Source organism: Martinezella miluonensis, from assembly GCF_900094545.1.
GTDB lineage: Bacteria > Pseudomonadota > Alphaproteobacteria > Rhizobiales > Rhizobiaceae > Rhizobium > Rhizobium miluonense.
In genome coordinates this window covers 1-13749 of sequence record NZ_FMAH01000023.1, presented here as the reverse complement: position 1 = coordinate 13749, position 13749 = coordinate 1, and the positions used below count along the sequence as shown (strand labels likewise).

Annotated in this window: 13 protein-coding genes; 10 read left to right on the top strand and 3 right to left on the bottom strand. The window is 59.2% G+C overall.

What is annotated here, in order from left to right; all coding sequences use genetic code 11:
• Nucleotides 1-374 precede the first annotated feature (374 nt).
• From GA0061102_RS18340 to GA0061102_RS18310, 7 genes are all read left to right on the top strand, one after another.
• Nucleotides 375-1031: a DUF2291 domain-containing protein gene (locus GA0061102_RS18340; RefSeq protein ID WP_092851849.1), complete on the top strand. Its 657-nt coding sequence runs from the start codon at nucleotides 375-377 to the stop codon at nucleotides 1029-1031.
• A complete protein-coding gene (locus GA0061102_RS18335) occupies nucleotides 1028-2572 on the top strand; it encodes a sugar ABC transporter ATP-binding protein (protein ID WP_092851847.1) in 1545 nt (514 codons plus the stop codon). The genes GA0061102_RS18340 and GA0061102_RS18335 overlap by 4 nt, the downstream gene beginning before the upstream one ends.
• A gap of 22 nt (nucleotides 2573-2594) precedes the next feature.
• Complete coding sequence (locus GA0061102_RS18330) at nucleotides 2595-3647, top strand: ABC transporter permease (protein WP_092851845.1); 1053 nt, start codon at nucleotides 2595-2597, stop codon at nucleotides 3645-3647.
• Between the two features lie 103 nt (nucleotides 3648-3750).
• Nucleotides 3751-4698: a D-ribose ABC transporter substrate-binding protein gene (locus GA0061102_RS18325; protein WP_167668014.1), complete on the top strand. Its 948-nt coding sequence runs from the start codon at nucleotides 3751-3753 to the stop codon at nucleotides 4696-4698.
• Nucleotides 4699-4969: 271 nt separating this feature from the next.
• On the top strand, nucleotides 4970-5725 hold the full coding sequence (locus tag GA0061102_RS18320; protein ID WP_245298056.1) for a DeoR/GlpR family DNA-binding transcription regulator: 756 nt from the start codon (nucleotides 4970-4972) through the stop codon (nucleotides 5723-5725).
• Between the two features lie 54 nt (nucleotides 5726-5779).
• Nucleotides 5780-7309 carry an FGGY-family carbohydrate kinase gene (locus GA0061102_RS18315; RefSeq protein WP_092851841.1) on the top strand — a complete coding sequence of 510 codons (1530 nt, stop codon included), beginning with the start codon at nucleotides 5780-5782 and terminating at the stop codon, nucleotides 7307-7309.
• A gap of 61 nt (nucleotides 7310-7370) precedes the next feature.
• Nucleotides 7371-9116, top strand: a complete 1746-nt coding sequence (locus tag GA0061102_RS18310) for a glycerol-3-phosphate dehydrogenase/oxidase (RefSeq protein WP_092851839.1) — start codon at nucleotides 7371-7373, stop codon at nucleotides 9114-9116.
• Between the two features lie 9 nt (nucleotides 9117-9125).
• Here GA0061102_RS18310 and fba read toward each other — a convergent pair whose 3' ends face one another.
• Together fba and GA0061102_RS34070 are read right to left on the bottom strand one after the other, a co-directional pair.
• The gene (fba, locus tag GA0061102_RS18305) at nucleotides 9126-10190 is read right to left on the bottom strand and encodes a class II fructose-bisphosphate aldolase (RefSeq protein WP_092851837.1); all 1065 of its coding nucleotides are present in this window, start codon (nucleotides 10188-10190) and stop codon (nucleotides 9126-9128) included.
• A 193-nt stretch (nucleotides 10191-10383) separates the two neighbouring features.
• Complete coding sequence (locus tag GA0061102_RS34070) at nucleotides 10384-10500, bottom strand: SWIM zinc finger family protein (protein ID WP_159432175.1); 117 nt, start codon at nucleotides 10498-10500, stop codon at nucleotides 10384-10386.
• A 238-nt stretch (nucleotides 10501-10738) separates the two neighbouring features.
• On the opposite strand from GA0061102_RS34070, the gene GA0061102_RS18300 reads away from it, so the two are divergent.
• Both GA0061102_RS18300 and GA0061102_RS18295 read left to right on the top strand, forming a co-directional pair.
• Nucleotides 10739-11875 carry a mannitol dehydrogenase family protein gene (locus GA0061102_RS18300; RefSeq protein WP_092851835.1) on the top strand — a complete coding sequence of 379 codons (1137 nt, stop codon included), beginning with the start codon at nucleotides 10739-10741 and terminating at the stop codon, nucleotides 11873-11875.
• Nucleotides 11876-12017: 142 nt separating this feature from the next.
• Nucleotides 12018-13031: a zinc-binding alcohol dehydrogenase family protein gene (locus tag GA0061102_RS18295; protein ID WP_092851833.1), complete on the top strand. Its 1014-nt coding sequence runs from the start codon at nucleotides 12018-12020 to the stop codon at nucleotides 13029-13031.
• Nucleotides 13032-13174: 143 nt separating this feature from the next.
• On the opposite strand, the gene GA0061102_RS34065 is transcribed toward GA0061102_RS18295, so the two are convergent.
• Complete coding sequence (locus GA0061102_RS34065; protein ID WP_092851831.1) at nucleotides 13175-13666, bottom strand: dTDP-4-dehydrorhamnose 3,5-epimerase family protein; 492 nt, start codon at nucleotides 13664-13666, stop codon at nucleotides 13175-13177.
• Here GA0061102_RS34065 and GA0061102_RS18285 point away from each other — a divergent pair.
• Nucleotides 13613-13749, top strand: a 137-nt coding sequence (locus tag GA0061102_RS18285; protein ID WP_139115070.1) for a sigma factor-like helix-turn-helix DNA-binding protein, incomplete at its 3' end; no start/stop codon positions are given. The two genes, GA0061102_RS34065 and GA0061102_RS18285, sit on opposite strands and share 54 nt — an antisense overlap.

Genomic DNA, 13749 nt, shown 5'->3' with positions numbered 1-13749 from the left:
AAGTTGCAGCCCACCAAAGGCAGCGAACGTTAACTTGCAAGATGATGACGAACGCAGGAAACACGATATTTGGCGATTGACAGGCTCTGAAATTTATAACATACAAAATACAGTTATTAACACAACTCTATCACAAAGGCCGCAGATCAGCGGCTGCAGAAGCGAAACGGATGACTGGAGGAGACGGTCACCCGATATGCTGAGGAGGATCCCGATGTCGAACTCCCTTTCCAATCACGGCTTGAAGCGAAGCCTAGCGGAGTGCCCGCATGTTCTAATGGGCAGCAACGGTCTTCGATAGATCCTTGCCGGGAACGCAGCGCCTTTCTTTCTCCAGCAAGTAATCCGGCCGATACGCCGAAGGTCGTTTGAACATGAATACGCAAATTCAATACGCAACCGCCAAGCCGACAGGCTCCAAGCTCAAGATCATAACGGGCGCCGCCGCCATCGTGATCGTGATTGGCGCCATTGCCGCCGATACCAAAGTGGTCAAGATCGGCTCCGAGCACGACGTGCGCGAACAGGGCTTCCAACCTGATGCCTATGGCGCCCAGGAATTCCCGAAGGTGCAGATGGATGTGGCGCAACGGGCCGTCGATGCGGTGGCGCTCGCCACCGCCGTGCTTGCCGACAAGAAGATTGCCGGCGAGAAATATGGCGTGGCAACCACGACCGGCCCCGTGCTTCCAGTCTCGCTCAGCGGCACGTTTGGCGACCGCAAGGCCAACCTTAACGAGTTCAAGGTCGACGGCATGCCGGATGGTGTCACCGTCCGCATACAAACCGGCCCCGCCATCAATGGTACAGATTTGCGCGATGCAACCGGCAAGATCGAATTCGGCCAGTTCACCAATCAGATCGAATATCAGAATGCCGGCTCCGCCATCAACAACGAGATGAAGAAGGCAACCCTTGGAAGCATCGATCCTGAGAAGCTGACGGGCAAGACTGCAAAGATTGTCGGTGTCTTCAAGCTCATCAATCCGAAGAACTGGCTTGTCACGCCGGTAAAGGTCGATGTGAAATGAGCCAGGCCCCGCAAAATGGAGTGGCAAAGGGCGAAGTCGTTCTCGCTGCCCGCAACGTCGCTAAGTCGTATGGCAGTGTCCATGCGCTCAAAGGCGTGAACTTCGATATTCGGCGCGGCGAAGTCACTACGCTGTTTGGCGAGAATGGCGCCGGCAAATCGACGCTGATGAAGATCCTTTCCGGCGTCATCCAGCCATCCTCTGGTGAAATCATCCTCGACGGCAGCCCGATCAGCTTCGCCTCGTCTACCCATGCGCGCTCCTGCGGCATTTCCATCATTCACCAGGAATTGAGCCTGGCGCCCAATCTCAGCGTTCGCGACAACATCTTCATGGGCCGCGAGATCATGAAGGGCGGCGTGGTCGACTTTGCCGAAGAAGAGCGTCAGACCCGGGTCCTGATGGAGGAGCTGGAAGAAAATATCGATCCGCTCACACCGATCGAGGATCTGCGTCTCGGTCAGCAGCAGATCGTCGAAATTGCCCGCGCTCTTTCGGTCAATTCACGCATTCTGATCATGGATGAGCCGACATCGGCGCTCAGCGCCACGGAAGTCGAGGTCTTGTTCAAGGTCATTCGCGACCTTACGGAGCGCGGCGTATCGATCGTCTATATCTCGCACCATCTCGAAGAGGCGCTCCAGATCACCAACCACGCCGTGGTGCTCCGCGACGGCAACATGACGGCCTATGCGGAGCGCACGGACATCGATCTCGAATGGATCGTGCGCAACATGGTCGGTGACAATTTCGATCTCGGCAGCCCGCCGGCCGGCCACAAGATGGGCAGCGTCGCATTGACGATCGATAGCCTCACCGTTCCAGGCCCGTCCGGCGCCGCCTACAATGCGGTCGATCGCATGTCGCTTCAGGTCCGCGCCGGCGAAATCGTCTGCATCTACGGCCTGATGGGTGCCGGGCGCACCGAATTGCTCGAATGCGTGGCTGGACGCCTGAGATCGAGCGGCGGCCACGTGCTGCTCGGCAACACCGACATTGGCGGCCTGAGCATCGCCGGCCGCATCGCGCAGGGCCTGGTCCTGGTGCCTGAAGATCGGCAGCGCGACGGCCTCGTCCAGACGATGACCGTCGGCTCGAACCTGTCGCTTGCCAGCATCGGCGCCTTCACCAAGGGTCTGTTCACCTCAGGCGGCCGCGAGCGGGCACTGGTGGACCAGTCCATCCGCAAGGTTCACATCAAGACCGATGGCGGCGCTGCGGCGATCGGTTCGCTGTCGGGCGGCAACCAGCAGAAGGTCGTGATCGGCAAGATGCTGGCGACGAACCCAAGAGTGATCCTGCTCGACGAGCCAAGCCGCGGCATCGACATCGGCGCCAAGGCCGAGGTCTTCAAGCTTTTGGCAGAGCGCGCCAAGGAAGGTCTGGCGGTGATCTATTCGACGTCGGAAGTCGCCGAATGCCTAAGCATCGCCCATCGCATCATCGTCATGCACCGCGGCAAGATATCAGCCGAATTCGGTCCCGACGTCCCCAAGGAAAAGATCATGGCCGCCTCTGGCGAAGCAGTGGTCGCGCACTAGCCGCATTCATGGAGCACTGATTATGTCAGTCACGAACATCACAGATAAGAAACCCATTTCGAACGAACAGCGGCGAAGCTTCAATATCGTACGGCTGATCCTTGAAGGGCGCGCTTTCTTCGCGCTGATCGTCATCATCGCGGTCTTCTCCTTTCTGTCGCCCAATTACTTCACGCTGGGCAACTTTCTGACCATGTCCTCGCATGTGGCCATCTTCGGTATCCTTGCGATTGGCATGTTGCTCGTCATCCTCAATGGCGGCATCGACTTGTCGGTCGGCTCGACGCTCGGCCTTGCCGGTTGCGCCGCCGGCTTCCTGATGCAGGGCGTCACTCTTTCGAGCCTTGGCGTCATTCTCTATCCGCCAGTCTGGGCCGTCGTCGTTTTGACCTGCGCTTTCGGAGCCGTCATCGGCGCCGTCAACGGCGTGCTGGTTGCCTATCTGCGCGTCCCCGCCTTCGTCGCCTCGCTCGGCGTGCTCTACGTCGCCCGCGGCATCGCATTGCTGATGACCAACGGTCTTACCTACAACAATCTTGGCGGTCGTCCGGAGCTCGGCAATACCGGCTTCGGCTGGCTCGGCTTCAATCGGCTTGCCGGCATTCCGATCAGCGTCATCGTGCTTGCAGCACTGGCTATCATCTGTGGCCTCGTCCTCAGCCGCACGGCCTTCGGCCGCTGGCTTTATGCCTCAGGCGGCAACGAGCGTGCGGCCGATCTTTCCGGCGTGCCGGTCAAGCGCGTCAAGATCGTCGTCTATGTCCTGTCGGGCGTCTGCGCCGCTATCGCAGGCCTGGTGCTCTCCTCACAGCTGACCTCCGCAGGCCCCACCGCCGGCACCACCTACGAGCTGACGGCGATCGCCGCTGTCGTCATCGGCGGTGCCGCATTGACGGGTGGACGCGGCACGACGCGTGGCACCATGCTCGGCGCCTTCGTCATCGGCTTCCTGTCCGACGGTCTCGTGATCATCGGCGTCTCGGCCTACTGGCAGACAGTCTTTACCGGCGCGGTCATCGTGCTCGCCGTTCTCATGAACAGCATCCAGTACGGACGGCGGACCAAATCCGGCTGACACTTCCATACGACCTTGTCACCGACCGATGAAATGCATCGGCCGGAGAAAGAACGGCCGGTTCGCCGGCATCACCAGAGCTCATCAAAAGGGAGAGAGACTAATGTTTAAAAAAGGTTTGCGCATTGTCATGGCAGCGGTTGCTGTGGCACCGCTTCTAACAGGAGCTGCATGGGCCGCCGGCCAGATTACCGTTATCGTCAACGACCCGTCCAACCCCTACTGGCTGACGGAAGGCAATGTCGCCAAGGCGACCGCTGAAAAGCTTGGCTACACGGCAACAGTCGGTGCCCACAAGGGCGACACGAATACCGAAAGCAACCTGATCGATACGGCGATTACCAACAAGTCGGTTGCCATCATCCTCGATCCGGCCAATGCCGATGGTTCCGTCGGTGCGGTCAAGAAGGCCGTGGCCGCCGGCATCCCGGTTTTCCTCGTTAACGCCGAAATCAACCAGGAAGGCCTTGCCAAGGCCCAGCTCGTCTCCAACAACGCCCAGGGCGCGGCCATCGGTGCACAGCAATGGGTCGAAGCTATTGGCGACAAGGCCAAATATGCCGAACTGTTCGGCGCTCCCTCGGATAACAATGCCGCAACCCGTTCGAACGGCTATGAAACCGTACTGACGCAGTATCCCGATCTGCAGAAGGTTGCCAAGGAAGTCGCCAACTGGGACCGCACCCAGGGCCACAACAAGATGCAGTCCATGCTGCAGGCTCACCCGGATATCAGCGGCGTGATTTCCGGCAATGACGAAATGGCGCTCGGCGCGATCGCCGCCCTCAAGGAAGCCGGCAAACTCGCCAACGTCAAGGTCGGCGGCTTCGACGGTTCGCCGGACGCGGTCGCCGCTATCAAGTCCGGCGAATTGCAGTACACCGTTCTGCAGCCGGTTGCCGTCTTCTCGCAAGAAGCCGTCAAACAGGCCGATAGCTTCATCAAGACCGGCAAGACCGGCGCCAAGAGCGAAAAGCAGCTTTTCGATTGCCTCCTGATCACCAAGGACAATGTCGCGAAGTACACGGCACCGTTCGTTCTGTCCGAGTAATGACATCGGGGGCGCCGCAAGCCGGCGTCCCCAACCCCTTGACCGCTATCGGCGGCACCCTGGCTGAACGTCAGACACAACTTGCGGAAACCCTAGTAGCGAATTGTTCTTTCTATTCTTTTCCCATAGCATGACATTCGCTGCAGCAAATTAACATCCGCAAGGCACAGCGCCAGAGGCCAACGTGAAAGACAAGACAAGCCCCGTATCATTCCTGCAAGACGAGTTGCCGAGCGACAGCCGGCACTCCCGTCAGATCGCCCGACGCCAGATGATTGCCGAAGCCGTCATGGCGGAAGGTTCCATGCGTATCGAAGATCTGACGGATCGGTTCGGTATCAGCCTGATGACGGCACATCGCGACGTTGACGAGCTGGTCAGCCGAGGACTGTTCCGAAAGACGCGCGGCATCGTCTCCGCCGCCGCGACCAGCCTGATTGAATCGAGTGACGTCTACCGCGCCAACCGACAGGCAAGTGAGAAGAAGATGATTGCCGCCGCCGCCATGCAGTTCATCGAGCCGGGCCAGGCGATCTTCCTCGACGATTCCACCACCGTCCTGCAGATGGCTTCGCAGTTGCCGGCCAAAGTTCCGCTGACGGCGATTACCAATTCGCTGACGCTGATGAATGCGCTCAAGGACATGCATGACGTCAACCTGCTGGCGCTTGGTGGGCAGTATTACAATTGGTGCAACGCCTTCATGGGGCGCATGACCATCAACGAGATCAACCGGCTGCGGGCCGACGTTACCTTCATTTCCATGTCAGCCATCATCGACGATGTCGTGTTTCATCAATCGCCCGAGATCGTCGACATCAAGCGGGCGATGTTCGACAGTTCGGCCAGGCGCATCTTGCTGATGGATCACACCAAGTTCGAACGACGGGCCCTGCATAGTTTCGCGCATTTGAGCGAATTCGACGTCGTCATCGTCGACGAGAAGACACCTGCCGCTCATCTGGAGCGCATGCGTAACAAGAATATCAATGTGGTCGTCGCCAAGGGCGACAAGGAGCGATCCTGACGGACGGCTCCGGCAGGGGCCGCCTTACGTCGCTCACGATCGGGAGTAATGAGAATGCCGAGTCTGCTCGGAATTGACAGCGGTTTGACCGTCACCAAGGCCGTCATCTTCGATATCGATGGAACTCCGATTGCTGTCGCCCGCCGCCGTGTGACCCAGTTCATGCCGAAGGCCCGCCACGTTGAGCGCGACATGGAGGAACTCTGGACCCGAACGGCCGACGCCATAGCCGAGGCGATCAAGCTCAGCAACCGCCCCGCCAGTGATATTCAGGCGATCGCCGCCACTGCCCACGGCGATGGCATCTATCTGGTCGACAAGGCCAAGAAGCCGCTCGGGCGCGCCATTCTTTCCCTCGACAGTCGCGCCCGGTCGATCGTCGAACAATGGTTGAACAGCCCGCTTGCCGACGAAGCCCTGACGCTCACCGGTCAATTGCCGCATGTCTCGGCCCCATCAGCGCTGCTTGCCTGGATCAAGGCCAATGAGCCCGAGCGCTTTGCACAAATCGGGCATATCCTCAGCTGCAAAGACTGGCTACGCTTCTGCCTGACTGGCGTTGCCGGCACCGACCGGACGGAGGCCAGCACCTCCTTTACCAATGTTTCGACGCAGGACTATTCGCCGGATGCCCTGAAACTGTTCGACCTCGGTGAGATGATCGGTGCCTTGCCGCCTGCCTCGCGATCCGACGAGGTTGTGGGATACGTGACCGAAGCCGTCGCGAGGCGGACGGGCCTTGCCGAGGGCACGCCCGTTGTTGCCGGCCTGCATGATGTGACCGCCTCCGCCCTTGGCGCTGGCGGGTATGCCGACGGCGTCGTCGCCGTCATTGCCGGCACCTATTCGATCAATGAGACACTTTCGTCGGAGCCGCGCGCCGACCCCCGCTGGTTCTGCCGCAATGCCATCGCGCCTGGACAATGGAATAACATGTCGATCTCACCGGCATCGACGGCCAATTACGACTGGTTCCTGGACAAGCTTTGCGCCGGCGAGCGTACAGGAGCAGAGGCTTCAGGCCAATCGATCCACGCCGTGTTGGCGCCCGAAATCGAGGCTGCGTTCAACCGTCCGTCGAGCGCCCTATTCCATCCATATCTGTTCGGCTCGCCCTACGGCGCCGATGCGAGCGCCAGCTTCTTCGGGCTTGGCGGCTGGCATGATCGCGGCGACATGCTGCGTGCCGTCCTTGAAGGCATCGCCTTCAACCACAAGATTCACATTGATGCCCTAAGTGACGGTTTTTCCTTTAATCAGGCACGGTTGGCGGGTGGCGTGTCGCGCAATCCGCTCGTTGTGCAGATGTTTGCCGATGTGTTCGGCATGCCTGTTACCGTCACCGAAACCGACGAGGCAGCCGCCTGGGGTGCAGCACTTTGTGCCGGCGCCGGGATCGGCGTCTACGCCAACCCGGAAAGCGATCCCCGAAATGTCGGCAAGATCGCCAGAACCTATTATCCCGATTCCGCCCGCAGTGCCGCCTATCGCATCCGCTATGACCTCTTTCGCGACATCGCCGAGGCGATGTCGCCGCTCTGGCCGCGGATCGGCAATCTCGCAGTTCAACACTCCCAAGACTAGACCGCCAATTACGCCGCGCAGACCGGCTGTTTTCGCGGCAGTTCAGCAGGACGATAATGTTATGACCGATATGGCCGCCGATCTGAAACAACGCTTCTCGCAACTTCAAGACGGAGGGATCGACGTCGTCATCTTCGGTGCCGGCGTCAATGGTGCCGGATTGTTTCGCGATCTCTCGGCCCAGGGCATCAACTGCCTGATCGTCGATAAAGCCGACTTCGGCTCTGGAACGAGTGCAGCACCATCACGGCTGATCCATGGCGGCCTGAAATATCTGGAAACCGGCGAATTCCGACTCGTCGCTCAATCGGCGCTTGAGCGCAACCTTCTATTGAAGAACGCGCCGCATTGCGTCGAGGCGCTACCGACATTCGTGCCGATCTTCTCTTGGATGCGTGGTATACCGGCGGCCCTTCGCACGCTTGTCGGATCGACGACTGCTCCGCGCAGCCGTGGCGCAGTGCTCATCAAGATCGGACTTGCGCTCTACGACTTCTTCGGGTCGCGCAACCGCGTCATGCCCCGCCACAGGTTCCTGTTGAAGGGCCGCGCCCTAAAGGAAATGCCGCATGTCACACCACAGATCGTGGCGGGCGGCATCTATTATGACGCTAAGATCAGCCGACCGGAGCGGTTGGTCTATGAATTGGTCAATGATGGGCTTGAGGCGAACAAGGGCTCGCTGGCGGCGAATACCACAAAGCTCGTTTCCGCGGCAGAAGGCCTACTGACCTTCCAACGCGCGGATGGATATGCCTTCTCGGTCAAGCCGAAGCTCGTCGTCAACGCCGCCGGCCCCTGGATCGATCAAGTCAATGCCGCTCTCGGCGCACCGGCTCATCATCTCATCGGCGGCACCAAAGGCTCGCACATCCTGCTCGATCATCCGGAGCTGGTGCGCAGCCTGAACGGCCACATGATCTATTTCGAGGCCGACGACGGCCGCATCTGCCTCGTCTATGGCTATCTCGGCCAAGCGCTGGTCGGCTCGACCGACATTCCCTGCGACGACCCCGACAATGTGCGCTGCGAAGAACATGAGATCGACTATTTCCTCGACAGCGTGCGGTCGCTTCTGCCGAGCCTGCGTTTCGAGCGCGACCAGGTGACCTATAGCTATAGCGGCATCCGCCCCCTGCCCGCCTCGGACGCCTCGTCACCGGGCCTGATCAGCCGCGATCACTCCGCACCCATCTTCGAGCCGCAGCTTGGACGCCCCTTCCCGATCATCTCGCTCGTCGGCGGCAAATGGACCACCTTCCGCGGCTTTGCCGAGGAGGTTGCCGATACTGTGCTGACGCGCCTTCAACGCAGCCGAAAGAGATCGACCGAGCGCCTCGCCATCGGCGGCGGACGGGATTATCCGGTGGGCTCCCATGAGCGTACGAGCTGGATCCGATCGATGGCAGCAAAAACCGGCGTGGAGGCAAGCAGGGCCGATGAGCTGTTGAGCAGATACGGCACGACGGCAGCGGCGATCCTTGCCCATCGTTCGGAGTATAGCGACAGCCAACGTATCAGCGGCGCGCAACGCCATAGCACGCTCGAGATCGATTGGATCTCGCGGCAAGAATTGGTCGTCCATCTCTCGGATATTGTCTTCCGCCGCACGACAATGGCGATCGAAGGTCTCTTGACGATCCAGGGCTTGCGTGAAATCGGCGCGATCGCAGCTGTGGCCTTGCAATGGGATGCACAGCGACTGAGCAGGGAAATCGACGACGTCGTGACGTCGCTGGCAAAGTTTCACGGTCAGGTGCTGACCGAAGAAGGCGTGCGCCGGGCGGCAATCCCGGCGACACGCTGATCTACTGGCTCAGGAGAAAACCGGGTCGAGCGAACCGGACTTATAACGCCTGGCCATCTCGGCGACTGTCAGTGGCTGGATGCGCGAGGCATGACCGGCGGTCCCGAACTGCTCGAAGCGTTCCTTGCAGAGTTTCGTCAGGGCAGCCATGGCGGGCTTCATATATTTGCGGGGATCAAATTCGCTCGGATCCTCCTGCAGCACGCGGCGGATCTGGCCGGTCATCGCCATGCGGCCATCGGTGTCGATGTTGATCTTGCGCACGCCATTCTTGATGCCGCGCTGGATCTCTTCGACCGGCACGCCCCAGGTCGGCTTCATCTGACCGCCATACTTGTTGATGATCTCCTGCAATTCCTCAGGAACCGAGGAGGAGCCGTGCATGACAAGATGCGTAGTCGGCAGCTTGCGATGGATTTCCTCGATCACATTCATCGCCAGCACGGAACCATCCGGCTTGCGGGTGAATTTATAGGCGCCATGGGACGTGCCCATGGCGATCGCCAGCGCGTCGACCTTGGTCTCGCGCACGAATTTCACCGCTTCCTCAGGATTGGTGAGCAACTGATCATGCGACAGCTTGCCTTCCGCGCCATGACCGTCCTCCGCCTCGCCCATACCGGTTTCCAGCGATCCCAGCACGCCGAGTTCACCCTCGACGGAAATGCCGCCGAGATGCGCCATGTCGGTAACCGTCTTCGTCACGCCGACGTTGTAATCCCAATCGGCCGGGGTCTTGGCATCCGCCTTCAGCGAACCATCCATCATGACCGATGTGAAGCCGGCCTGGATCGCCGTCATACAGCTCGAGGGATCGTTGCCATGGTCCAAATGCACGCAAACGGGAATATGCGGATAGATCTCAACGACTGCATCCATCATGTGCTTGAGCATGATGTCATTGGCATAGGCCCTTGCGCCTCGAGACGCTTGCATGATCACGGGTGCGCTGACGGCATCGGCAGCTTCCATGATGGCAAGCGCCTGTTCCATGTTGTTGATATTGAAAGCAGGAACGCCGTAGCCGTTTTCAGCGGCATGATCGAGCAATTGCCTTAAGGTGATACGTGCCATTCAACTCTCTCCCTGGGTCATAGTTGGCAGTTATGATCGCTTGGATGATGCTATCTGCTTTGAGCCGCCGCACAAACAGAATACTCGCTGTCGACATCCTGCTTGCCTCGAACTCCGGCAAGCACGACGCTCGCACTCGGAGTGCATCACCTCCCCGCGCTGATAACAAATAGAAATGACAAAATCACAAATTTTATGACATTTTATTGTGATTTTCATGAAGAAATAGCGCCAGAACGTGGCGGCAAGGGTCGGATACCCCAGAGAAAAATCGCGCGGCCGGCGCCCCAGCTCTAAGCGGCGTTTTCAAATAGCCGCCGATACGAATTCATGGTTGCGCTGCTCGAAACACGCAATCGTGCTCACGATGTTCGGTCGAGGGTGTCGCGTCATAGCGTTTATCTATTGCCATTAAAAACATTTGACTGCCGATCGCTTAACTGTTTTCTATAGATAAAAAACATATTATGGGAGAAATGCTTGAAGTCGGCATATCGCCCTGATCAAGCGACCATATTTATCAGCATTGAGCATAAGAGGGTCTTGGCGTGAGCTCGCGGATCATCCAGTTCGGCACCAGCCGGTTTCTACAGGCGCATGCGGCGTTCTTCGTGCATGAAGCGCGGCAATCGGGCCAGGATGTCGGCCCCATCACCGTTGTTCAGGTTTCAGGCGCCAGCAGCCGTAGCGGGCGCGTTGAAGCTTTCAACAATGCGGAGGGCTATCCAGTCGCCATCCGTGGCATGTCGGAAGGGCAGCCCGTCGAGCAATCCGTGCAAGTCACTAGCGTCGAGCGCGGTCTATCTGCCAACGAAAACTGGGAAGAGCTCTCAAAGCTCTTTGCCGAGGATGCCGAATTCATCATCTCCAATACCGGCGACACCGGCTACCAGACCCAACCAGAGGAAGACGGCTTTGGCGTGAATGGCCAGATTCCGAGATCCTTCCCCGCCAAGCTCGCAGCTCTCCTCGTCAAGCGCTGGCAGGCATCCGCTCGCCCCTTGGTGATCCTTCCTTGTGAGCTCGTCACTGGCAATGGCCACGTCCTTAAACATGCTGTGATCGATAGCGCCAGACTCAACGCCGCGCCCGCTGAATTCTATACCTGGCTCGATGACAGCGTCGCTTTCGCGGAGACCCTGGTCGACCGAATCGTTTCCGAGCCGATCGAGCCGATTGGCGCTGTTGCCGAACCCTATGCGCTGTGGGCGATCAAGCGAGCTCCAGGCGTTCGCCCGCCATGCACCCACGCAAACATCGTATTGACCGATGATCTGGAACCCTATGAGCGCCTGAAGCTGCATATCCTCAATCTCGGCCACACCTTCCTTGCCGAGATCTGGCAGCGCGAAAACCGGCCAGCGGAGGAAACCGTGCGCGCGATACTGGCCGACAAGGACATACGCGCAAGGCTGGATTGGCTCTATCAAAGCGAAGTGCTGCCCGGCTTTGCCGCAAACGGCATGGGCGACGTGGCGCAGAGCTATGTCGCGACGACGATCGACCGTTTCCGCAATCCCTTTCTGGACCATCGCATCGCCGATATCAGTCAGCATCATCGCGAAAAAGTTGGCCGCCGCATTCACGCCTTCCTGGAATGGGCGGGCAGAGCAGGCAGTCCTTCGAGCGCGCCGGTGCTGAGAGAAATCGCAGCGCGCTACCCGCTGGTTGAGGCTGCGCCATGATGTTTCGAGCCACGGCGGCAAATCCGACCGGACACGCGATGAATGAACAGAACCAAGCCTGGGTCTCGCCTCGCGACGTCGGCCAGACACCTATTTTGTAACACCAACGGCCGGCACGCCGGCCTTTCGAAAGTGCATCATCATGAGAACACTGATCTGCAATGAACCCGGCCGTCTCTCGCTAATCGAGCGCGATGTCCCAACTCCAACAGAGGGTGAGGTCTTGGTGCGCATCAGACGCGTCGGCATTTGCGGCACGGATTTTCACATCTATCAGGGCAAGCACCCCTTTCTCGAATATCCACGTGTCATGGGGCACGAGCTGTCCGGCACAGTCGAGGATGCAAATGGATCGAGCCGCCTCAAGAATGGCGAGAACGTCTACATAGTTCCCTATCTCGCCTGCGGCAAATGCGTCGCCTGCAGGCGCGGTGTGACCAATGCCTGCCAGAGCCTTTCCGTGCTTGGCGTGCATCGCGACGGCGGTATGACGGAATTCATGTGCCTTCCGGAGCAGAATGTCATCTCGGCCGGCAAGGCTTCGCTGGACGAAGCCGCCATGATCGAATTCCTGGCGATCGGTGCCCACGGCGTCAAGCGAGGCGGCATCACGGCCAAGGACCGCGTCCTTGTCGTCGGCTCCGGCCCAATCGGCATGTCCGCCATTATTTTCGCCAAGGCGCGCGGTGCAGATGTCACCGTGATGGACATACGCGAAGACCGATTGGAGTTCACCCTCGCCGCACTCGGTGCCGACGGGACATTGCTTGCCAATGACGACGCGGAAGCAAAAGCAAAACGCCTGACCGACGGCGACTTTTTCGACGTCGTCGTCGACGCAACCGGCAACGCCAAAGCCATGCAACGCGGCTTCGGCTTTGTCGCGCATGGCGGCCGCTACGTGCTCGTCAGCGTGGTGCGCGACGACATTACCTTCTCGGACCCTGAGTTTCACAAGCGCGAAACCACGCTCTTTGCCAGCAGGAATGCGCAGCCGGACGACTTTGCGGAGGTTGTAAAGCAGATGGAAAGCGGCAAGGTACCCACGGCGGCGCTGAACACGCATCAGGGTTCGCTGGACGATGGACCGGCGCTCTTCAAGGAATGGCTGCGGCCCGAGGCCGGGGTTATCAAGGCCATATTAGGTGTAAGCTAATCTGGAGCGGCGTAAGCTGCTCATCGAAGCGGGCCTTACGTCTAAGAGAACATCCGCTGCGCGCCAAGGGTGCGCGCAGACTGACCTCTTGCGCTAAGCTTTGAGGATGCTTTTCTCAGTGCGAATAATCATACCGAAGTACTTCACTCGAAGCATTCAGCATCTGTGAGGCAAGGTTGGAACTGATCCTTCGACGAGAGTATCGGCTGATCATGAAGTTTCCAATCGATGGCGATTTGCGGGTCGTTCCAGCAAATGCCGCGGTCGCTCTCTCGCGCATAGTAGTTCGTGGTCTTGTAAACGAATTCGGCGTGATCGCTCAATGTCAGGAAGCCATGGGCAAATCCCTCCGGGATCCAAAGCTGACGCTTGTTTTCCGCCGATAGAATGCAAATTCCGAGGCAATCCGCCCCCTGATTCCGAAATGATGTCGCCCCCCAATTCCGAGAAATAGTCGCCCCCTTATTCCGAGATGATTGCGCCCCCTTTGGCGGGCATCTGGCAAGGGTGGTCTGCCGGTGTGAAGTTTCTTCCTTGGACGTTGACGAGGAAGGAACGGGATGCCTGCGGAGAGAGTGGAGATGCGGCGTGTCCGCGAGATATTGAGATATCGCTTTGAGCAAGGACTTGGGCACAAGTCGATTGCGGTGCGGGTTGGGACTGCGCCCTCGACGGTGCGCGAGACGCTACGGCGCGCGGCGGTTGCCGGGTTGTCGTG